Source organism: Bradyrhizobium sp. CCBAU 65884 (assembly GCF_028128835.1).
GTDB classification, from domain to species: Bacteria; Pseudomonadota; Alphaproteobacteria; order Rhizobiales; family Xanthobacteraceae; genus Bradyrhizobium; species Bradyrhizobium ottawaense.
Genome location: NZ_LBJU01000133.1, coordinates 261,955 through 285,077, shown reverse-complemented (window position 1 = coordinate 285,077; position 23,123 = coordinate 261,955). Strand labels below are relative to the sequence as shown.

Sequence of the window (23,123 nt, the reverse complement as noted above, 5' to 3'; positions counted from 1 at the left end):
CACCCTACGAGACCTTACCCCGCGTTGGGCTTCAGCCCGGCCGCCTGGATGCCCGCCACCGCGCAGGCCTCGTCATTGTCGGAGGTGTCGCCGGAGACGCCGACGGCGCCGAGCAGCGTCGCGCCATCCATGATCAGGACGCCGCCGGGGACCGGCACCAGCGCGCCCTTGGCGATGGTGTTCACGGCGTCGATGAAAAAGGCCTGCTCCTGGGCGCGCTGGAACAGCGCCCGCGAGCCCATGCCCATGGCGAGCGCGCCATAGGCCTTGCCATGCGCGATCTCGCCGCGCATCAGGCTGGTGCCGTCCTGCGCCGCGGCGAGCTTGAGCACGCCGCGCGCGTCGAGGATGGTGACGACCAGCGGCTTCAGCTTGAGTTCGCCGGCCTTCGCGAAGGCGGCATCGAGGATCTTGCGGGCGGTGTCGAGCGTGAGGTCAGCCATGGCTGGTTTCCTTTGCAGCAGTTGAGGTGGAATTGGTCTCAGTACGATCGAGGCTCATCGCTAGCACGCGCGCGACGTGAAGCGCCTCGCGCCGGGTGCCGTCATGGATCTGGTGGCGGCAGGAGGTGCCGTCGGCGACGACGAGAGTCGTCGGGTCTGCGCGCCGCACGGCGGGCAGCAGCGACAGCTCGGCCATCTCGATCGAGGCATCATAGGTGTCCGCGCCATAACCGAACGCGCCGGCCATGCCGCAGCAGCTCGATTCGATGGTCTCGACCGCAAGGCCCGGGACGAGCCGCAGCACCTGCTCGACCGGCTTGAAGGCGCCGAAGGATTTTTGATGGCAATGGCCGTGCACCACGGCCTTGTGAGCGATGGTGCCGAGCGGCAGTTGCAGCCGGCCGGCCTCGGCCTCGCGCACCAGAAATTCCTCGAAGGTCAGCGCGTGCGCGCCGACCGCCTTGGCGTCGTTGTCCTTGCGCAGCGAGGCGAGCTCGTCGCGCAGCGTCAACAGGCAGCTCGGCTCGAGGCCGACGATCGGCACGCCGCGCGCGGCAAAGGGCGCAAAGGCAGCGACCAGCCGATCGAGCTCGCCCCTGGCTTCATCGACGAGGCCTGCGGACAGGAAGGTGCGGCCGCAGCAGAGCGGACGGCTGCCGCTGGTGGGCTTCGGCAGGTGAACGCGATAACCGCCGGCCGCGAGCACGCGCAGGGCGGCATCGAGGTTCTCGCGCTCATAGATGCGATTGAAGGTGTCGGCGAACAGCACGACCTCGCGGCCATCAACGGGCCCGACCACGTCAGCCGCCGGCGCAAACACGTCGCTGCGGAAGGCGGGCAGGGCGCGGCGTGCGCTGATGCCGGCGAAGCGCTCGAACAGCTTTCGGAGCAGCGAGCTGCGGTTGCGCAAATTGGCTAGCGGCGCGAAGCGCGCGGCGAGGCCGGCATAGCGCGGCAGATAGCCGACCAGGCGGTCGCGCAATGTCAGGCCGTGCGAGGCGGCGCGCGCGGCCAGCACCTCGATCTTCATCTTGGCCATGTCGACGCCGGTCGGGCATTCGTGGCGGCAGGCCTTGCAGGAGACGCAGAGTTTGAGCGTTTCCATCATCTCGTCGGAGGACAACGCATCCGGGCCGAGCTGGCCGGAGATCGCGAGCCGCAAGCTGTTGGCGCGGCCGCGCGTGACGTCCTTCTCGTTGCGCGTGGCGCGGTAGGACGGGCACATCACGCCGCCCTCGAGCTTGCGGCAGGCGCCGTTGTTGTTGCACATCTCGACCGCGCCCTGGAAGCCGCCGCCGGCGCCGGGATAAGCCGACCAGTCGAGCTTGGTCTTCAGCACGCCGACCCGATAGTCGGGCTTGAAGCGGAACAGCGAGCGGTCGTCCATTCTGGGCGCATCGACGATCTTGCCGGGATTGAGCACGCCATCGGGATCGAAGCGCTGCTTGACCTCGCGGAAGTCGGCGACGAGACGCTCGCCGAACATCGTCTCGTGGAATTCGGAGCGCACCAGGCCGTCGCCATGCTCGCCGGAATGCGAGCCCTTGTACTCGCGCACCAGCGCGAAGGCCTCCTCGGCGATGGCGCGCATCGCCTTGACGTCCTTCTCCAGCTTCAAATTCAACACCGGGCGCACGTGCAGGCAGCCCTCGGAGGCGTGCGCATACATCGTGCCGCTGGTGCCGTGCTTGGCGAACACCTCGTTCAGCCGTGCGGTGTAGTCGGCGAGGTGCGGCAGCGGCACGGCGCAGTCCTCGACGAAGGAGACCGGCTTGCCCTCCTGCTTCATCGACATCATGACGTTGAGGCCGGCAGCGCGGAAATCCGCGATGCCGCTCTGCAGCGCGGGTTCGGTGATCTCGACCACGCCGCCCCATTTGCGTTTGTCGTTGGTCCAGCCGAAGCCGAGATCGCCCATGAGCTCACCGAGCCGCTTCAGGCGCACGAGGTTGTCCGCCTGGTCTTCTTCGGCGAACTCGACGACCAGCACGGCGTCCGGATCGCCCTTGATCGCGGCGGAGATGATGGGGCGGAACATCGCGATGTCGCGGCCGAGCGCGAGCATGGTGCGGTCGACCAGCTCGACCGCGATCGGCTTCAGCTTGACGAGATGCTGGGCCGCATCCATCGCCTCGTAGAAGCTGCCGAAATGACAAACGCCCAGCGCCTTGTTGCGGATCACGGGCCACAGCTTCAGCTCGACCTTGGTGGTGAAGGCCAGTGTGCCCTCGGAGCCGACCAGGAGGTGCGCCATGTTGTTGCGCGCATTGCGCGGCACCAGCGCATCGAGATTGTAGCCGCCGACGCGGCGCTGCACTTTCGGAAACCTTGCCGCGATCTCGTCGGCCTCGCGCGTGCCGAGATCGAGCATGTCGCGGAACAGGGCGCGGGCGCTGTTGCCGGCGTCGAGATCGGAGAGATCGCGCGAGACCTCGCCGTAACGGCCGAGCGTGCCGTCGGCAAGCGCGGCCTCCATCGACAGCGTGTTGTCGCGCATCGTGCCGTAGCGGAGTGAGCGCCCGCCGCAGGAATTGTTGCCGGCCATGCCGCCGATGGTGGCGCGCGAGGCCGTGGAGACGTCCACCGGGAACCAGAGACCGTGCTTTCTGAGCTGCCGGTTGAGATCGTCGAGGACGATGCCGGGCTCGACCACGCAGGTGCGGCCTTCGACGTCGAGCGAGAGGATGCGGTTCAGGTGTTTCGACAGATCGACCACGATCCCGTCATTGACGGTCTGGCCGCATTGCGAGGTGCCGCCGCCGCGCGGGGTGACCTTGCGCCCCTCATCGCGGGCGATCGCCAGGGCCAGCAGGGCCTCGTCCATGGTCTTGGGCACGACCACGCCGGCCGGCACGATCTGGTAGAACGAGGCGTCGGTGGCGTAGCGGCCACGGCTGAAGCGGTCGAACAGGACGTCGCCTTTGATTTCCCGGGCCAGGCGTGCCGCCAGGCCGCCCTTTTCAGCCGATTCCGGTGATTTTCCAGCCACTTCCGCCGCCATGGTCCGCTTTCGCCTGTTCGCCGGCACCGTCTTGCCTCCCGTCACGGCCCTTGGCAAGCGAGCCCTGCTTCTTGTGCATTGACGGACCTCGCCGGGCGAGGGACAAGCCCGGCGAATAGTGATATGCGAGCGGCTCGCGGGAGCCCTGAATTCGGGCCGACCGACGCCAAAGCCGAGACAAGCTTCAAAGACCGGGAAGGACGCCGATGACCGTGCACACTGGAAGGCATTTCTTACAGATTCCAGGACCGACCAACGTGCCCGACCGGGTGCTGCGGGCGATGGACATGCCGACCCTGGACCATCGCGGTCCGGAGTTCGCCGAGCTCGGTTTTGCGGTTCTCGCCTCGATGCAGCGGGTGTTCCGCACCAAGCAGCCCGTGATCATCTTCCCCTCGTCCGGCACCGGCGCCTGGGAAGCGGCGATGGTCAACGTGTTCGCGCCCGGCGACAAGCTCCTGATGTGCGAGACCGGCCAGTTCGCCGTGCTGTGGCGCGGCATCGCCGACAAGTTCAAGTTCGACGTCGACTTCATCCCGAGCGACTGGCGCCACGGCGCCGACCTCGCCGAGATCGAGAAGCGCCTTGTCGCCGACAAGCAGCACGCGATCAAGGCCGTCTGCGTCGTGCACAACGAGACCTCGACCGGCTGCGTGACGCCGCCGCTGGAGGTGCGCAAGCTGCTCGACCGCGTCAAGCATCCGGCGCTGCTGATGGTCGACACCATCTCCGGCCTCGGCTCGATGGAATATGAGCACGACGCCTGGGGTATCGACGTTTCGGTCGCGGGCTCGCAGAAGGGCCTGATGCTGCCGCCCGGCCTCGGCTTCAACGCCGTCTCGGAGAAGGCGCTCGCCGTTGCGAAGGCCAACCCCGGCATGCGCTCCTATTGGGACTGGCAGGAAGTCATCAACTTCAACAAGCTCGGCACCTTCCCCTATACGCCCGCCACCAACCTGCTCTACGGCCTGCGCGAAGCGGTCAAGATGCTGGAAGAGGAGGGGCTGGAGAACGTCTGGACCCGCCACAAGCGCCACAGCGCGGCGACGCGTGCTGCGATCAAGGTCTGGGGCCTGGAGACGCAGTGCGCCGACCCGGCTGCGCACTCGCCGGCGCTGACCGGCGTGCGCGTGCCTGATGGCCACGACGCCGACGCCTTCCGCAAGGTTGTGCTGGAGAACTTCGACATGTCGCTCGGCACCGGCCTGAACAAGGTCAAGGGCAAGGTGTTCCGCATCGGCCATATCGGCCATTTCAACGATCTGATGCTGATGGGCACGCTCGCCGGCGTCGAGATGGGCCTGGATCTGGCAAAGATCCCGCACCGGAGCGGCGGCGTGTTGGCGGCCATGGACGTCCTGAAGGGACGCGACGCGGTGCCGATGTCCAAGGCCCAGGTGGCTTAAAGGCTCAACTGGCCTGAACCGACCTAACCAAAAGAAGAGAGCGCGCGATGAACGCACCGACGACTGCCAACGAAGACCTGCTCTACTCCGTCACGGACGGCATCGCGCGGATCACCTTCAACCGCCCGCAGGCGCGCAACGCAATGACCTTCGCCATGTATGATCGCATGGCGGAGATCTGCCAGGAGATCAACGCTGACCGCTCGATCAAGGCGCTGATCCTGACCGGCGCCGGCGACAAGGCGTTCGCCTCCGGCACCGACATTTCCCAGTTCCGTACGTTCAAGACCGCGCAGGACGCACTCGACTACGAGGCCCGCATCGACCGCGTGCTCGGCACGCTCGAGCAGTGCCGCGTGCCCGTGATCGCGGCCATCGCCGGCGCCTGCACCGGCGGCGGCGCCGGCATCGCGGCCTGTTGCGACCTGCGCATCGGCACCGAGACGACGCGGATGGGCTTTCCGATCGCGCGCACGCTCGGCAACTGCCTGTCGATGTCGAACATCAGCCGTGTCGTCGCGCTGGTCGGACCCGCCCGCACCAAGGATCTGATCTTTAGGGCGCGCCTCGTCGAGGCGCCGGAGGCGCTGGCGCTTGGCCTGCTCAACGAGGTCGTGCCCGACGTCGAGACGCTGCAGCGCCGCGCCGACGAGACCGCAAAGCTGGTCGCCAGCCACGCGCCGCTCACGCTGGAGGCGACCAAGGAAGCGGTGCGCCGCATCCGCCGCACGCTGTCGCGCGAAGAGGGCGAGGACTTGATCCTGAAAGCCTATATGAGCGAAGATTTCCGCGAAGGCATGGATGCCTTCCTCAACAAGCGCACGCCGAACTGGAAGGGCAGATAGCCCGCGTCCTCGGCCGGCTGCGCCATGCTGGGTGCGGCGCGACCGGTGGAAGCGATTGCTGACCCCTCATGGTCAGCGGCCCCGCGCAATTGCAATGTCACAAATCTTTCAAGCGGTTCCGCCCTCCGGAGCCGCAATTGCACGCGCCTGCGGTTACGCGTCCACGTTGACGGCGCGACGAGCTCGGGCATAAGATCGCAGAGGTTGCATGATGCCTTCTCGTATTCCTCGAGCCGACAGGCCGGCCAGCAAGTGATTTCAAGTCCGATTGAATCGATTGACGTGAATTTTGCGAAGCGTTCTGACCGACCGTCCTGCAACCGGACGTCATTGAACTGAAATTGAACTGAAGACATAGCGACGTAATTTCCACGACGCGAGCCGCGCCAATTTCATTGCTGCCGACCATCCCGGGACGGCCTCGCGAACAAGCCCAAGCTCCTGAATCAAGCTCCTAGATCAAGACCCTAAGCCAACGCTTTGATGCAAGACCGTTGAGTCTCGTCTGATTTCTCGGACCGATCAGTCACGTCGCCGCGCCCTCGTGCGGCGGCGCCTCCATGGCAACCAGGCAGGGAATTTTCCATGACCAACCACACGCCGGTTTTCACCTCGTCATCCGCGACGGGCAGCTTCACCGAATTTGCCAACCTCAACGATTCAACCACGCTGCACACTCTGTCCGGGACGATGAGCTTCAGGGACAGCGACAGGACCGACACCCATACGACGTCGGCGACGCTGCATTCCGCGGTGGTCTCGGGCGGAACGATCGTTCCGGCGGCCTCGCTTGCGCATTTCCAGACCGCGATGCAATCGCAGATCCTGAGCGATTCAAACGGCTCGGGGCAGCTCAAATGGAGTTTCAGCGACCAGGACCAGGATTTCGACTTCCTGGCCAAGAACCAGACGCTGGTCCTGACCTATGACGTCAAGATCCTCGACAACCACGGCGGCTTCGCGATTCAGACCGTCAAGATCACCATCACCGGCACCGACGACAAGCCGGTAATCAACATGACCACGGCGGCGACAGTCACCGAGCAGACCAACCAGACGCTGTCGCTCTCGCCCGACACGGTTCACGTCGCACTCAACTTCACCGATGACGACCTCGCCAACACCGGGCACACCGCGACAGTGATCGGCGTCTCCGCCTCCGGCGCCACCGCGGGCCTGTTGCCGGGCCCGTTCGGCAACGCCGAGCTGATGTCGTTCTATCGCGTCGACAACGTCGTCAAGGCGTCGGGCTCGGCGACCGGCACCATCAACACCACCTTCTCCGCGCCCGACCTCGCCTTCGACTATCTTGCGGCGGGCCAGCATCTCGATATCACCTACACGGTGCAGCTCGACGACCATGCCGGCGGGATCTCGACGCAGACCGTCACCGTGACGGTGGTCGGCACCAACGACAAGCCATTTTTCCTGTCGTGCCCGGAATCGGCCGCGCTCGTCGAGAATCAGAATGTCGACCCCGGCGGCAATCTCACCGCCCATGACAGCCTGCTCTTCACCGACATCGATCTTGCCGACGCGCACACGGTCTCGACGACGGTCACCGCAACCCGTTCGGGCGGCGGAGCGATCCCGCTGACCAATGCGCAGCTGCTGGCCGCATTCGGCACCGCACTTCAGGATTCGACCGGCCATCTGATCGGCGAGGTCGACTGGAATTTCGCGTTTCCCAATTCCTCCGCCAATTTCCTCAACGGCGGCGAGACGCTCAAGCTTGTCTATCACGTCACGGTCGACGACGGTCACGGCGGCTCCACGACCCAGGACGTCACCATCACCGTCCTCGGGGTCAACCAGCCCGTGGTGATCACGAGCGGTCCGGAATCCTCCACCGTTGCCGAACAGGACGCCACGACGGGCTCCCCGGTGCTGGACACGACGCCGACAATCCCGGCGGGCACGCTCGCCTTCACCGACCAGGACACCAGCGATACGCACACGGTGACAGTCACGCTGGACTCGACCTCGGGGCCGACGCCGCCCGCCGCGACGCAGGCGGATCTCGCAGCGGCGCTGACGACGACATTGCACGATTCCACGGGCACCGGCACCGGCAGCATCGACTGGAACTTTGCGATTGCCGACAACGATCTCGACTATCTCGCGTTCAACGAGACGCTGACGGTGACCTACAACATCAAGGTCGCGGACGGCTCGACCAGTTCGACGCAGACCGTCTCCGTCGTGATCACCGGCGCCAACGACGCGCCGGTGATCACCAGCGGACCGGGATCCGCGTCGCTGTCCGAGCAGCCTGGCGTGACCGGATCGCAGTCGCCCGACACCACCAGTCCGGTGCCGACGGGAACGCTGAGCTTCAATGACGTCGATCTGTCGGACGCCCATTCCGTCAGCGTCGTGCTGAATTCGGCGGTGTGGTCGGCCAACAGTTTTGCCGCCCCGGCGCAGACGCTGGTCGACCTTCAATCGGCGCTCGCAACGGTGCTGCATGATTCCACGGGCACGGGAATCGGCAGCATCGACTGGACTTTCAGCATTCCCGACGCCGATCTCGACTTCCTGAGCGTCGGCGAGACGCTGACCGTGCAATACGACGTCAATGTCTGGGACGGCTTTACCAATTCGGTCCAGACCGTCACCGTCACCATCGACGGTGCGGCTGATCCGCTGGTCCTGACGCCGCTGACGATCGCGGCGTCCGATACGGCGGGCCCGGATGCCGGTACGGGAATCGCAAGCGGTGCCATCTTCGACATCACCCAGCCGGTCGACCAGAGCACGCCGCGGACCATTACCGAGGTCAACGGCAGCGCCGCCAATGTCGGCCATTCGGTCGCCGGTGCGCATGGAACGCTGGTGCTCAACGCCGATGGCTCCTACGGCTACGTCGCGGATGCGTCGGTCGACGCGCTGCTCGCCGGCGACAACGTCACCGACCAGTTCACCTTCACGGTCGCCGACGGCCAGGGCCACCAGGCCTCGACCACGATCACCTTCGATATCGCCGGCGCCAACGACAACCCGCTAGTTACCGCGGCCAATCTCAGCGGAGCGGTCACCGAGGACGCCGGCCCGCCGGTGATCCTCAACGGCGATTTCGAGACCGGCAATCTGGCCAATTGGACGGTGAGTGGCGGCGGCCACATCCACGTCGCGCAGCTCGAGCTCGGCGGCAGCTTCGGCCATTACTCGGTCGAGCTGTTGCCGACGAGCAATCCGGAAACGCTGTCGCAGAACGTCGCGACCACGCCCGGCCAGCACTATTTCGTCAGCTTCGACGTCATCGGCGATCCCGAGAGCGTCAGTGCGCCGTTCACGGTATCGTGGGACGGCGCCACGATCCTGTCGCTCGGCAACGTGCCGGCCGGCGTCAACCATTATTCCTTCGATGTGCTCGGCGACGGCGTGCTGTCATCCACGCTGCTGCAGTTTTCCTATGAGGACAATGACACCGGCATGATCCTCGATTCCGTCAGCGTCAGCCCGGCGACGGGGCCGGCCACCGAATCCACGGCGGGCTCGCTGTCGTTCTCCGACGCCGAGACGGGGGATACGCACGGCGCGAGCTTCGTGCCGAACGGCAGCGGTTATGTCGGCACGTTCTCGCTCGATCCGATCAGCGAGGCCGGCGGCGCCGGTTCGCTCGCCTGGCACTTCACGGTCGACAATGCCGACATCCAGTTCCTGGCGCAGGGGCAGACGCTGACCCAGGACTATCTGGTGACGATCGCCGACAACAATGGCGGCTCGACCACGCAGGATGTCACCGTCACCATCAACGGCACCAATGATGCGCCGACGGCGGCCAGCGAGACCGTGATCACCGATGTCGGCGCCAATGCGACGGTCCAGATCCCCGGCTGGGCCCTGGCCTTGAACGACACCGATCCCGACACCATCGACCATCTTTCGCTTGGCGGTATCACGACGAGCTCCGGTGGTGGTGCTGTCGCGTTCGGAGATGCCTTCTTCACCGACGACGGGACGCTTGGCGGCTCGTTCAGCTACACCACCTCCGACGGAACGACCTCGTCCAATGCGACCACGGCAACGATCATCAACAACACGGCCGGCGCGAGCGCGCTGACCGGCACCGGCGGCGACGACATCCTGATCGCGGCCAACGGGAGCGAGACCATGAGCGGGGGCGGCGGCAACGACGTCCTGATCGCCACGGCCAGCGGCCATGCGATGACCGGCGGCGGCGGCAACGATACCTTCGCCTTCCTCCAACCATCCGGTCCGAGCACGATCGGCGACTTCAACAACACCACCGAGCACGACCGCATCGCCGTCTCCGCGAGCAGCTTCGGTGGCGGGCTGACGGCAGGGATGGACGTGACGTTCGAGACCTCCGGCGACGATGTGTTCTCGGGCTTCTCCCAATTCCATTTCGACACCGGCAACCAGACGCTCTATTACAGCGCTGATGGCACCCAGGGCGCGGCGGTCGCCGTTGTCAGCGTCCAGAACGGCGTGCTGCTCAATCAGCACGACATATTGGTCGTGTAGGCTACTGCATCCGGGTTTGAAGCCCCAAGGCGCGGGCTCCGCAAGGAGCCCGCTTTTTTGCGTTGCGTCATCTCATTCCAAAGTCATAACGGGGATGACGTCGGACGGCTTGAACTTGGCCGGATTCGCCAGCACAATGGTCGTTGAATTCATCTCTGAATTTCCAATCCGAACAAGAACATAGGGAAGACGCCCGTGGGACATGGAATGAAGGCCGCGATTGCGCTGACAGTCGCGCTTTGCGGCACGCCGGCTGTTGCCGGCTGGGAGCCGGCAAAGCCCGTCGAGATCGTGGTGGCGGCGGGCGCGGGCGGCGCCTCCGACCAGATGGCGCGGATGATGCAGGCCGCGATCCAGAAGAACAATCTGATGAAGCAGCCGATCGTGGTCTCGCTCAAGGGCGGCGCCTCGGGTGCGGAAGCGCTGATGTACATGAAGTCCAGCGAGGGCGATCCGAACAAGGTGCTGATCGCCTATTCGCTGATCTACATGCTGCCGCTGTCGGCCAAGATCCCGTTCAACTGGCGTGAGCTGACCCCGGTTTCGGTGGTCGCGCTCGACCAGTTCGTGCTCTGGGACAACAGCGCGGGCCCCAAGACGGTGAAGGAATTCGTCGCGGCCGCGAAGGCGGCGAGCGCGCCGTTCAAAATGGGCGGCACCGGCTCCAAGCGCGAGGATCACGTGCTGACCGTCTTCCTCGAGCAGAAGACCGGCGCAAAATTCTCCTATCTGCCCTACAAGTCCGGCGGCGAGGCCGCGACCCAGCTGGTCGGCAACCACACCGAAGCCAACGTCAACAACCCATCCGAAAATCTCGAGGTCTGGCGCGCCGGCCAGGTGCGCCCGCTCTGCGTGTTCGACAAGGAGCGCATCTCCTACACCAGCAAGGTGACGGACACGCAGTCCTGGGCTGACATCCCCACCTGCAAGGAGGAGGGGGTCGACGTGCAATATCTGATGCTGCGCGCGATGTTCCTGCCCGGCAAGGTGACGGCTGAACAGCAGGCGTTCTACGTCGATCTGTTCCACAAGGTGACGCAGACCGCCGAGTACAAGGACTACATGGAGAAGCAGGCGCTGAAGCCGATCTTCCTCACCGGCAAGGACATGGTGCAGTTCCTCGAGGAGGATGATGCCATCAACAAGTCGCTGATGACCGAAGCTGGATTCGTCGCGAAGTAACCCTTCCTCTTCACCTCGCCCCGCTCGCGGGGAGAGGTCGGATCGCATCGGAAGATGCGATCCGGGTGAGGGGGACTCTCCGCGAGTCCAGCTTTCACCGTCCCCGTGGAGACTCCCCCTCACCCTGACCCTCTCCCCGCAAGCGGGGAGAGGGGATCAGCCGCAGTATTTGTTGTTAGCCCATGTCCCAAACCGATCTCGAAATCGTCGTCGACGATCCGACCGCGCCCGAAGACGACTCGCCTTCCGTCGTCTCGTCCGGCACGGTCGAGATCGTCGTCTGCCTGCTGCTGCTCGCGCTGGCCGTCACGCTCGGCTACGACAATTGGCGCACCGGCGCGTCCTGGGATTCGACCGGGCCCGAACCCGGTTATTTTCCGTTCTATCTCTCGGTCATCCTCGGCGGCGGCAGCCTCTACGGCCTGATCGTGGCGCTGCTGGCGCGGCGTGCGGCGTCCGGAACCTTCGTCACGCGCGCGCAGGCCCGCCGCGTCATGGCGGTGTTCGTGCCGACGCTGCTGTTCTGCCTCGTGATGCAGTTCCTCGGCCTCTATGTCGCGAGCTTCCTGCTGATCTCGGGCTTCATGCGCCTCGTCGGCAAGATCGCGCTGTGGAAGTCGCTGCTCACCGCTGTTGTGTTCACGGCGATCATGTTCGTCACATTCGATGTCGCCTTCGACGTCATCATGCCGAAAGGGCCGCTCGAAGCGGCCTTCGGCCGCTAGGCGGTCCCGCGATGGAAGCGTTCGGTCTCCTGCTTCACGGCTTTGCCGTCCTGCTGACGTGGAAGACGCTCGTCCTGATGATGGTCGGGCTGGTGCTCGGCATCTTCGTCGGCGTGCTGCCGGGCCTCGGCGGCCCGAACGGCGTCGCGATCCTGCTGCCGCTCACCTTCACGATGGATCCGACCTCGGCGATCGTGATGCTGTCCTGCATCTATTGGGGCGCGCTGTTCGGCGGCGCGATCACCTCGATCCTGTTCAACATCCCCGGCGAAGCCTGGTCGGTCGCGACCACTTTCGACGGCTATCCGATGGCGCAGCAGGGCAGGGCCGCGGAGGCGCTGACCGCGGCGTTCACCTCCTCCTTCATCGGCTCGCTGGTCGCTGTGCTGCTGATCACGTTCCTCGCGCCGATGATCTCGTCCTTTGCGCTGAAGTTCGGCCCGCCCGAGTTTTTCGCGGTTTATCTGCTGACATTCTGCTCGTTCGTCGGATTGGGGCGCGAGGCCAAGCACAAGACCGTCATCTCGATGTCGCTGGGGCTGCTGCTCGCCGGCATCGGCATGGATACCGTGTCGGGCAATCTCCGCATGACCTTCGGCTCGCCGGAGCTGCTCCGCGGCATCAACTTCCTGGTGGCCGTGATCGGCCTGTTCGGTATCAGCGAGATCCTGCTGACGATGGAGGAGCGGCTGGCGCTGCGGGGACATGCGGCGAGCATTTCGCTCCGCGTCGTGCTCGGCGTCTGGAAGGACCTGCCGAAATACTGGGCGACGCTGCTGCGCTCCTCCTTCATCGGCTGCTGGCTCGGCATCACCCCGGGCGGCGCGATCGCGGCCTCCTTCATGGGCTATAACCTCGCCAAGCGCTTCGCCAAGGATCCCGAAAGTTTCGGCAAGGGCCGCATCGAGGGCGTGTTCGCGCCTGAGACGGCGGCGCATGCGTCAGGCACCTCGGCGCTGCTGCCGATGCTGGCGCTCGGCATTCCCGGCTCGGGGACCGCGGCGATCCTGCTCGGCGGCCTGATGGTGTGGGGGCTCAATCCGGGGCCGCTGCTGTTCGTCGAGCACAAGGACTTCGTCTGGGGCCTGATCGCATCGATGTATCTCGGCAATGTCGTCGGCCTCGTGCTGGTGCTGACGACGGTGCCGATCTTCGCCTCGATCCTGCGCGTGCCGTTTGCCGCGGTGGCGCCGATGATCGTGGTGTCCTGCGCGATCGGCGCCTACGCGATCCAGAATGCGATGTTCGACATCTGGCTGATGCTCGGCTTCGGCATCGTCGGCTACGTCTTCAAGAAGATCGGCATTCCGCTGGCGCCGTTCACCCTCGCGCTCGTGCTCGGCAATCGCGCCGAGGACGCCTTTCGTCTGTCGATGATCGGCTCCGGCGGCGACCTCAAGGTGTTCTGGTCGAACGGCCTGGTCGGCTCGATCACGACGCTGGCGATCGTCCTGCTGTTCTGGCCGGTGATCGACGGCATGCTTTCCCGCGTCGGATGGACGCAGCGGACCAGGGCGACATCGCGACAAGCATAAATCATCTGGATTCAATTACATAAAGGGAGGGCATGTCGTTGTGGTCCGGGCCGCCACACGCTGCGATTGTTTCTGGATGTTGCCGGCATGGCACAGCCTTTGGGCAGGCGGTGGCGTATGTTTTGATCACAAAATCGTGCGGAGGGGGTTCTCCATGAAGCGGATCGTGATGGGAATGGCAGCGGCGATGTCGCTGTTCGCGACGGGCGCGCTGGCTGCCGATATCGCAGCAAGGCCCTATGTGAAGGCGCCTATCGTCGATCCGGTCTGGAGCTGGACCGGCTGGTACGTCGGCGCCAATGGCGGTTACAGCTGGGGCCGTTCGCGCACCGATGTCTCCTATTTCAACACTCCGACCGGCACGCCGATCGCGCCTCCGGCAGGCTCCATCACCAGCGCGGCGTTCGACATGAACGGCGGCATCGCGGGTGGCCAGGCCGGCTACAACTGGCAGCGGGACAATTGGGTGTTCGGCGTCGAAGGCGATCTGCAATGGTCGGGAGAGAAGGGTGGCGCCGGCTATAGCTGCGTGGGTGCCCCGATCGCGCCGGGCGCCGGTCCCTGTCTTCCGACCTTTACGTTCCTTCCGCCCGGCGGTCTGGCCGGCACGACTCTGTCGGTCGACCAGAAGCTCCAGTGGTTCGGCACGGTTCGTGGTCGCGTCGGTATCCTGGCGACCCCGAAGGTGCTGTTCTACGGCACCGGCGGTCTGGCCTTCGGTGAGATCAAGACCACGGGCACGATGTCGAGCTTCAGCACCGTCGCGCCCTTCGGTCCGATCTCGTCGGTCGGCTCGACCTCCACGACGCGCGTGGGCTGGACTGCCGGCGTGGGCGTCGAAGGCAAGATCACCCGGAACTGGAGTGCCAAGCTCGAATATCTCTACATGGATCTCGGGCGCTTCTCGTCCGGTCCGTTCACGCTGTCGCCGGCATTGCCGATCAGCGCCAATGTCTCGTCGCACTTCACCGACCACATCCTGCGCGCCGGCATCAACTACCAGTTCGACAGCCCGGTCGTCGCCAGGTACTAAGATCAACAGAGGCGTCCAACAAGAAGCAAAGCCCGGCTCGCGCCGGGCTTTGTCGTTTGGCGACGTCAGGCGAGGGACTCACACCACCTTGGCGTCCCTGAGCTTGCTGATCTCGTCCGCGCTGAGGCCGAATTCCTTCAGGACCTCGTCGGTCTGCTCGCCGAATTCCGGCGGCCGCGCCACCATCCTGCTCGGCGTACGTGACAGCGTCACGGGCTGGCCGACCAGGCGGATGTGGCGGTCCTCGTCGTTCGGCACGTCCTGGGCGATGCCGAGATGCTTGACCTGGGCGTCCTCGAACATCTGGTCGATCGCGTAGATCGGTCCGCAGGGCACGCCGGCCTCGTTGAGCTCGCTGACCCAGGTCTCGGTCGACTTCGTCACGGTGCGCTTCTCGATCTCGGCGTTGAGCGCGTCGCGATTCTTGGAGCGGGCAGGGGCCGTCGCATAGTCCGGATGGGCATAGAGTTCCGGTGCGCCGATCGCCTGGGCGCAGCGCTCCCAGATCCGCCCGCCCGTGGTGGCGATGTTGATGTAGCCGTCCGAGGTCTTGAACACGCCGGTCGGAATGCTGGTCGGGTGGTTGTTGCCGGCCTGCCTGGCGACCTCCTTCTCCATCAGCCAGCGCGCGGCCTGGAAGTCGAGCATGAAGATCTGGGCCTGGAGCAACGAGGTCTGCACCCACTGGCCCTTGCCCGAGACCTCGCGCTCGAGCAGCGCGGTAAGGATGCCCATGGCGCAGAACAGCCCGGCCGTCAGGTCGGCAACGGGAATGCCGACCCGCATCGGGCCTTCGCCCGGCGCCCCGGTGATCGACATCAGCCCGCCCATGCCTTGCGCGATCTGATCGAAGCCGGGCCGCTTGTGATAGGGGCCGTCCTGGCCGAAGCCGGAGATGCTGCCATAGACGATGCGCGGGTTGATTGCGGCAAGGCTCTCATAGTCGATGCCGAGCTTCTTCTTCACGTCGGGCCGGAAATTCTCGACCACGACGTCGGCCTTGGCGGCGAGGCGCTTGAACAATGCGAGCCCGCGCTCGTCCTTCAGGTTCAGCGTCATGGCTCTCTTGTTGCGGTGCAAATTCTGGAAGTCGGAACCCCGGCGGGGGCCGCCCGGCTGCTCGCCGCCGGCGTCCTCGGTCAGCGCGTCGATCTTGACGACATTGGCACCCCAGTCCGCCAGCTGCCGCACGCAGGTGGGCCCGGAGCGGACGCGGGTCAGATCGAGCACGGTAAAGCGCGACAGGGCTTCCGAGGCATGCGGAAAGGGCATTTTGAGAGGCTCCGGGACAGATTGCGGGCCTACCATAGTGCCGAAAGACCATGCGACAAGCCGGCCCGGCGCCGATGCCGCCTACCGAAATGCCATGCCTGATGCGGTGCCCGAGCGATCAGCGCGACAGGCGCTTCAACTCCGTGCGTGCCTGCTCGGCCAGGGGATCATCGCCGTGGCGCGCAATGAAGAGCTCGAGCGCCTCCCGCGTTCCCTTGCGGCGGGCGGCTTCGTATTCCTCTGCCACCGCAACGGCGGGATCGCGGGCCATCGGCATGGAGGGCGCACGCGCCGCCTTGCCGCTGTCGTCCGCCTTGGCCTTGTCCACCATGACAGGCAGTCCTCCGAAGGTTTGATGACCCTGTCCCGCAAGCGCCATCAAGGCGCCAAACAGACCGGCCATGATTGAACGTCGTTTCATGAAACCCTGCAAATTATGGTGCCGCAGGAACCGAGGCTGTTGTTGCGCCCCGTATGACTACGGGATCTGATGGCTAACACAGTCTTATGGAAGAGGGGCAGGCGGAGCTGCCCAATTTAAACCAAACGTTTAACTCTCACGCTAGAATCATGTGCTTTCGTCCCGAATCGCACGCGACGCGTTGCTCTGGAGAGTCCATTGGCTACCGCTGTTAATGTCAGTGCCACCAACAACGCCGAGATCGACGGCCTGCTGTCCGGCTACAAATGGACCGGCACGATCACCTACAGTTTTCCTGACGCATCCAGCGACTACCCCAATCCTTATTACGGCGGCAGCAGCGAGCCGACCACTTCGGGCTTTGCCTCGGCGCCCACCCAGATCCAGGCGGCCATCAACTACGCGATCGGGCTGATCCTCAGTTACACCAACGCCGACGTCCAGTATGCGGGCACGAACGGCGCCGACATCATGATCGCGCAGTCGCCGGCGGCCAATCCGACCGCCTACGCCTACTATCCCGGCAATTACGCGTCCGGCGGCGACATCTGGTTCGGCACCCAATACAATTTCTCGCTGGCTAAGCTCGGCAATTATTACTTCACCACCGCGCTGCACGAGCTCGGCCATGCCTTTGGCCTCAAGCACAGCCAGGAGGCCGGCGGCCCGGCCAACGTCGCGGTGCCGAGCGCGCATGACGACAGCGAATACACCGTCATGAGCTATCGCAGCTATGTCGGCGGTTCGACCACGTCCGGCTACACCAATGAAGCGTACGGATATTCGCAGACCTATATGGCCAACGATATCCTCGCGCTGCAGACGATGTACGGCGCGGACTACACGACCCAGAGCGGCAGCACCGTCTACACCTGGAATCCGACCACGGGGCAGGAGTTCATCAACGGTGTCGGGCAGCTCGCGCCGGGCGGCGGCATCGGCGGCTCGGCCAACCGCATCTACGAGACGGTCTGGGACGGCGGCGGCGTCGATACCTACGACCTGTCGAACTATACGACGAGCCTGAGCATCAATCTCAATCCCGGCGCCTCGTCGGTGTTCTCCTCCGTGCAGCTGGCGTATCTGGGCAACGGCCATTACGCATCGGGCAACGTCTACAACGCCTATCTCTATGGCGGCGACGCACGCTCCTACATCGACAACGCCATCGGCGGATCCGGCAACGACGCCATCGTCGGCAACGCCATCGCCAACACGCTGAACGGCGGCGGCGGCAACGACACGATCACCGGCGGGGCGGGCAACGACACCATCATCGGCGGCTCTGGCACCGACACCGCGGTGTATTCGGGCAGCCGGGCCAACTACACGGTCTCATACAACGCAGCGACACAGACCTTCACTCTGACCGACTTGCGCAGTGGCTCACCCGACGGCACCGACACCGTCACCGGCGTCGAGTATTTCCAGTTCGGGGGCGTCGCGGTCGCCAGTTCCACTCTCGTGCCGACCGCGGTCGAGGCGTTCGGATCGACCAGCGTGGTTCTGACGAATGGCAATTATTACTTGAACAACATCTCCACCGGCAGCGGGCCTGTCCTGAAGTTCGGGGGCGCCGTGGTCAACGTGGCCGATTACGGCACGTGGTCGGTCATTGCCGCCGAGCAAGTGTCGGGCGGCGGCTACGATGTGGTCTGGAAGAATTCGGCGAACGCGCACTATTCCGTCTGGAGCACGGACAGCACCGGCAACTTCCTGACGACCCTCGCCGCAGCCCCGGAAGTGCTGGGGACCGACGCGTCGCTTCAGGCGCTTGAGCCGACGCTGCAACAGGATCTCAACGGCGACGGCACGACCGGGGTCCCCGGCGTCGTCGTGGTCAGCGGCGTCACGGTCGAGGCGTTCGGATCGACCAAAACGGTCCTGTCGGGTGGCAACTATTACCTGGCCGACATCTCGACCGGCACCGGCCCCACCCTGAAATATGCCGGGGCTACGGTGATCGCAGCCAATTTCGGCACGTGGTCGGTCATTGCCGCCGAGCAGGTGGCGGGCGGCGGTTACGACGTCGTCTGGAAGAATTCAGCGAATGCCCACTATTCCGTCTGGAGCACCGACAGCACCGGCAACTTCCAGACGACGCTTGCCGCCGCTCCCGAAGTGCTGGGGACCGATGCGTCCCTGCAGGCACTGGAGCCGACGCTCCATCAGGACCTCAACGGCGACGGCACAACCGGGGTCCCCGTCGTCCCCGTCGCCAGCGGCGTCACGGTCGAGGCGTTCGGATCGACCAAGACGGTCCTGTCAGGTGGCAACTATTATTTGACCGACATCTCATCTGGCACCGGCCCCGTCCTGAAATACGCCGGGGCTACGGTGATCGCAGCGAATTTCGGCACGTGGTCGGTCATTGCCGCCGAGCAGGTGGCGGGCGGTGGTTATGACGTCGTCTGGAAGAATTCGGCGAATGCGCATTATTCCGTCTGGAGCACCGACAGCAGCCCCCCCCCCCCCCCCCCCCCCCCCCCCCCCCCCCCCCCCCCCCCCCCCCCCCCCCCCCCCCCCCCCCCCCCCCCCCCCGGCAACTTCCTGACGACCCTCGCCGCGGCCCCGGAAGTGCTGGGGACCGATGCGTCCCTGCAGGCACTGGAGCCGACACTCCATCAGGATCTCAACGGCGACGGCACGACCGGCGTCCCCGTCGTCAGCGGCGTCACGGTCGAGGCGCTCGGATCGACCAAGACGGTCCTGTCAGGTGGCAACTATTATTTGACCGACATCTCATCCGGCACCGGTCCCACTCTGAAATATGCCGGGGCAACGGTGATCGCGGCGAATTTCGGCACGTGGTCGGTCATTGCCGCCGAGCAGGTGTCGGGAGGCGGTTATGACGTCGTCTGGAAGAATTCGGCGAACGCGCACTATTCCGTCTGGAGCACCGACAGCACCGGCAACTTCCAGGCGACCCTTGCCGCCGCCCCGGAAGTGCTGGGGACCGATGCGTCCCTGCAGGCACTGGAGCCGACCCTCCATCAGGATCTCAACGGCGACGGCACGACCGGGGTCCCCATCCTCGGCGGCGTCACGGTCGAGGCGCTCGGATCGACCAAAACGATCCTGTCAGGTGGCAACTATTTTTTGGCCGACATCTCGACCGGCACCGGCCCCGTCCTGAAATACGCCGGGGCTACGGTGATCGCGGCGAATTTCGGCACCTGGTCGGTCACTGCCGCCGAGCAGGTGTCGGGCGGCGGTTATGACGTGGTCTGGAAGAACTCGGCAAACGCCCATTACTCCGTGTGGAGCACGGACAGCACCGGCAACTTCCTCACGACGCTCGCGGCGGCGCCCGAGGTGCTGGGGAATGATCCTTCGCTGAAGGCGCTGGAGCCGACGCTTCACCAGGACCTCAATGGCGACGGCGCCGTCGGCGCAGCGCCGCCCGCGACTGCGGGGCTCGGTACCTCAGGGGATGGTTTTGCGTTCAATTTCACTGAGAGCGGAATCTCATCGGCCGTCCCGTCCGAGCTGCCGGACGCCATGCCCGCGCCGGCCAGTACGCAGACTGCAGAGCAGTGGACTCAACCGGCGGGAAGCCACGACGCGGCTGTGATCGACATTCTGACCGAGTTTTTTCACAACCTGCACGAACATGGCTTCCTGCTGAGCTGACGGCACGCTTCGCGTCGAATCGACGCAGCGCGGGCGATCCATCCTGTCAGGGCAGGCGGATCGCATCGTTATTCGTGTGAGATGCACCGCGTGTTCACGATCGCTTCTGGGCTGACCGTCACCAGCGGCTACCCCGGACGTGGTTGGCGACGCCGTAAGCGCATTCATGGCGTAAGATTCCCCATAAAATGTACACGTCAAATTGAACCTTGCCTGTTCCGGCACGACCACTAGAAAGCTCGCCGTCCGTCGCGCAACAGTTGCGTGATGCGAAGTGGCAAGAAGCCTGCTTCCGTTTTTCCCAATAGCGTTGCGTATCCAATCATTTGAACACGAAGGCCGTACTGCGAGCGCCGAAAGCGGCGGGGGGAAGTTTCAGCGAAATATCGACAATGATGCCGTAGGGCCGCGCGACGCGCGGGCTGCTGCGGCGAAGACTTGTGCATGGCCAACAAGCTGGGATTCCAGCTCAATATCGGGAGAAAGAGAAATGCGTCGAATTGCACTCTTGGCTCTGATTGCAGGATTGTTCGTGCCGGTGATTGCGTCGCAACCGGCTCATGCCCAGGCCACCAGAACGTGGGTGTCCGGCGTGGGCGATGACGCCAACCCCTGCAGCCGCACCGCCCCGTGCAAGACCTTTCCAGGGGCGATCTCGAAGACGGCTGCGGGCGGCGAGATCAATTGTCTCGACTCCGGCGGGTTCGGCGTCGTGACCATCACCAAGGCGATCTCGATCTATTGCGAAGGGGTTGTCGGCGGCATCCTCGCAGCGGGTAGCTCCGGCGTCATCATCAACGCGGCCGCGACCGATCACGTCGTGCTGCGCGGCCTGGACATCGACGGATTCGGAACCGGCATCAAGGGCGTCAACATCCTCCAGGCAGCCTCGGTGGTCATCGAGCATTGCTTCATCAGGAACTTCAACAGCGCGGGCGGGGTCGGCGTCTTCGTCAACCCGTTGAACTTCAATTCGATGCTGATGATCCGCGACAGCGTGATCTCGCACAACGGCACCGCCGCCGACGGCGCGGGGATCAGCATCAATACGAACGGCGGCAGTTCGCGGAGCCTGATCAACAACACGGCCATCCACAAGAACTTCGTCGGCGTGAGCGTGCAGGGATCGGCCAACGTCCAGATCAACAACACCAACATCTCGGAGAATCTGGGTACGGGCGTCGCCCTTACCGGTGGTGCGGGAGTGCGAATCGGCCGCTCGGTGATCGTCAACAATCTGGGGGCGGCGACCTCCGGCAATGTGCTGTCGTATCTGGATAACCAGATCAACGGCAACGCGCCGGACACGACGCCGGCTACTGCTGGCGGGTACCACTAGTCCGCAACTGCTCGTGAATCTCTTCTGGCAACGTGAAATCTTCAGTTCAATTTGGGAGGTTGAAATGCGTCGTATTGCTCTATGGGCTCTCTTGGCGGGATTGGTTTTGCCGTTCGCCGTGTCGCAGCCGGCTCATGCCCAGGCGACCAGAACGTGGGTTTCCGGTGTCGGCGATGACGTCAATCCGTGCAGCCGCACCGCGCCGTGCAAGACCTTCGCCGGCGCGATTTCGAAGACCGCCGCGGGCGGCGAGATCAACTGCCTCGATTCCGCAGGCTTCGGCACGGTGACCATCACCAAGGCGATGACGATCTATTGCGAAGGTGTCGTCGGCAGCATCCTTGGGTCCGGCACCAACGGCGTCAACATCAACGCTGCGGCGACCGATCACATCGTGCTGCGCGGCCTCGACATCGAAGGTGCCGGCACCGGCGTCAAAGGCGTCAACATCCTCCAGGCGGCCTCGGTCGTCATCGAGCATTGCTTCATCAGGGACTTCAACGGCGCGTCGGGAACTGGCATCTTCTCCAATCCGGTGAATTTCAACTCGATGCTCATGATCCGGGACAGCGTGATCTCGCACAATGGCACAGCGGCTGCTGGCGCGGGGATCAGCATCAATACCAATGGCGGCAGCACCCGCGTGCTGATCAACAACACGGCTATTCACAACAACTTCGTCGGCCTGAACGTGCAGGGATCATCCAACGTCCAGGTCAACAACAGCAACATCTCGGAGAATCTGAGCACGGGCTTTGCCCTCAGCGGCACTGCGGGAGCCCGGATCGGCCGTTCGGTGATCGTCAACAATCTCGGCGCAGCCACGACCGGCAACGTGCTGTCCTATCTGGATAACCAGATCAACGGTAACGCTCCGGACACGACACCGGCTACCGCGGGCGGATATCACTAGAGCATGAGCGTGTGGCCGTTTTTCGAAACGGCCATGCTCAAGCAACGAACCAAGGCGCGATGACGCTCCGGTCTCATCGCAGTTTGGCATCGGGTTCAATCGACGAGCTTCGGGCGCCAGGCGCCCGAAGCCTTTTTTGTGGCCGGTACGCACTATGGATTTCGGGATACCTACGGACTAGTCTGGCTTTGCGTGCAAGGAGAGCAGGTGGGATGCAGACCCTCGACAGCCCGGATCCCAGGTTTTTCCGTGCGGCGCCGCAGGCGCGCGGTTTTTGGCGACGGGCGGGGTGGGGTTGTGCCGCCATCCTGCTGACGCTGGCCTTCGCAATCCCGGCCCATGCCCAATCGTTCCGCCAGGGCGTCTCCGCTTTCCATCGTCAGGACTATGTCACGGCATCCCGCATCTTTATTCCGCTCGCCGAGCGGGGCAACGCGGCTGCCCAGTCCTATCTCGGTTTCCTGTTCGAGACCGGCCGCGGCGTGCCGCAGAACTACACGGAAGCCGCGATGTGGTACCGGCGCGCGGCGGAGCAGGGCGACAGCCGCGCTCAATATTCGCTGGGCCTGCTCTACGACCGCGGCCAGGGCGTGCCGCAGGACATCGTCGAAGCCTCCAAATGGCTCAATCTGTCCACGGCCGCGGCACCTCCGCCGGCGCGCGAGGCGCGAGCCAGGATCCGCGATGCCGTCACCACCAAGATGACGCGCGGAGAGATCGCCCAGGCCCGTCTGCGGGTGCTGGAATGGGCGCCGAGCCGCGAGCACTGAGCGCCAGGTAAAATCCGCAGAGCGCGCGCCGTCAGGTAAGTCCTTGAAAACGCTGTCCCCGCCTACTGTGCATGGGGTTGTTTTCGCGTTTTGATGTGAGCAGGGTCGGTTTGA

Annotated in this window: 15 protein-coding genes; 11 read left to right on the top strand and 4 right to left on the bottom strand. The window is 64.7% G+C overall.

Annotation, left to right across the window (positions count from 1 at the left end):
- Positions 1-14: 14 nt before the first annotated feature.
- Complete coding sequence (locus XI03_RS37655; protein ID WP_018319272.1) at positions 15-443, bottom strand: GlcG/HbpS family heme-binding protein; 429 nt, start codon at positions 441-443, stop codon at positions 15-17.
- A complete protein-coding gene (locus tag XI03_RS37650; RefSeq protein ID WP_271594951.1) occupies positions 436-3,444 on the bottom strand; it encodes an FAD-binding and (Fe-S)-binding domain-containing protein in 3,009 nt (1,002 codons plus the stop codon). Before XI03_RS37650 ends, XI03_RS37655 begins: the two co-directional genes overlap by 8 nt.
- 206 nt (positions 3,445-3,650) lie before the next feature.
- Between XI03_RS37650 and XI03_RS37645 the strand changes: the two genes are divergently transcribed.
- The 7 genes from XI03_RS37645 (at position 3,651) to XI03_RS37615 (ending at position 14,661) form a co-directional block, all read left to right on the top strand.
- Complete coding sequence (locus XI03_RS37645) at positions 3,651-4,850, top strand: pyridoxal-phosphate-dependent aminotransferase family protein (RefSeq protein ID WP_271594950.1); 1,200 nt, start codon at positions 3,651-3,653, stop codon at positions 4,848-4,850.
- Positions 4,851-4,897: 47 nt separating this feature from the next.
- Positions 4,898-5,695 (top strand): enoyl-CoA hydratase/isomerase family protein, encoded by a 798-nt coding sequence (locus tag XI03_RS37640; protein ID WP_271594949.1) that lies wholly within the window; start codon positions 4,898-4,900, stop codon positions 5,693-5,695.
- 585 nt (positions 5,696-6,280) lie between these two features.
- Entirely contained in the window at positions 6,281-10,186 is a 3,906-nt protein-coding gene (locus tag XI03_RS37635) for a beta strand repeat-containing protein (protein ID WP_271594948.1), read from the top strand.
- A 207-nt stretch (positions 10,187-10,393) separates the two neighbouring features.
- Positions 10,394-11,368, top strand: coding sequence for a Bug family tripartite tricarboxylate transporter substrate binding protein (locus XI03_RS37630; protein WP_179879894.1), 975 nt, complete (start codon positions 10,394-10,396; stop codon positions 11,366-11,368).
- A gap of 182 nt (positions 11,369-11,550) precedes the next feature.
- A complete protein-coding gene (locus XI03_RS37625; protein ID WP_271594947.1) occupies positions 11,551-12,093 on the top strand; it encodes a tripartite tricarboxylate transporter TctB family protein in 543 nt (180 codons plus the stop codon).
- Positions 12,094-12,104: 11 nt separating this feature from the next.
- A complete protein-coding gene (locus XI03_RS37620; protein ID WP_271594946.1) occupies positions 12,105-13,628 on the top strand; it encodes a tripartite tricarboxylate transporter permease in 1,524 nt (507 codons plus the stop codon).
- A gap of 154 nt (positions 13,629-13,782) precedes the next feature.
- Positions 13,783-14,661 (top strand): outer membrane protein, encoded by an 879-nt coding sequence (locus XI03_RS37615; RefSeq protein WP_095425682.1) that lies wholly within the window; start codon positions 13,783-13,785, stop codon positions 14,659-14,661.
- A gap of 78 nt (positions 14,662-14,739) precedes the next feature.
- On the opposite strand, the gene XI03_RS37610 is transcribed toward XI03_RS37615, so the two are convergent.
- Together XI03_RS37610 and XI03_RS37605 are read right to left on the bottom strand one after the other, a co-directional pair.
- Positions 14,740-15,933: a CaiB/BaiF CoA transferase family protein gene (locus XI03_RS37610; protein WP_179879895.1), complete on the bottom strand. Its 1,194-nt coding sequence runs from the start codon at positions 15,931-15,933 to the stop codon at positions 14,740-14,742.
- Positions 15,934-16,051: 118 nt separating this feature from the next.
- Positions 16,052-16,354, bottom strand: a complete 303-nt coding sequence (locus XI03_RS37605) for a hypothetical protein (protein ID WP_095425680.1) — start codon at positions 16,352-16,354, stop codon at positions 16,052-16,054.
- A gap of 198 nt (positions 16,355-16,552) precedes the next feature.
- Here XI03_RS37605 and XI03_RS37600 point away from each other — a divergent pair, with 198 nt between their 5' ends.
- The 4 genes from XI03_RS37600 (at position 16,553) to XI03_RS37580 (ending at position 23,009) form a co-directional block, all read left to right on the top strand.
- Entirely contained in the window at positions 16,553-19,987 is a 3,435-nt protein-coding gene (locus XI03_RS37600) for a M10 family metallopeptidase C-terminal domain-containing protein (RefSeq protein WP_333936853.1), read from the top strand.
- Positions 19,988-20,261: 274 nt separating this feature from the next.
- Positions 20,262-21,326, top strand: a complete 1,065-nt coding sequence (locus XI03_RS37590; protein WP_271594945.1) for a right-handed parallel beta-helix repeat-containing protein — start codon at positions 20,262-20,264, stop codon at positions 21,324-21,326.
- Between the two features lie 64 nt (positions 21,327-21,390).
- Positions 21,391-22,239, top strand: coding sequence for a right-handed parallel beta-helix repeat-containing protein (locus XI03_RS37585; RefSeq protein ID WP_095425677.1), 849 nt, complete (start codon positions 21,391-21,393; stop codon positions 22,237-22,239).
- 212 nt (positions 22,240-22,451) lie between these two features.
- Positions 22,452-23,009: a tetratricopeptide repeat protein gene (locus XI03_RS37580; RefSeq protein WP_271594944.1), complete on the top strand. Its 558-nt coding sequence runs from the start codon at positions 22,452-22,454 to the stop codon at positions 23,007-23,009.
- Positions 23,010-23,123: the final 114 nt, after the last annotated feature.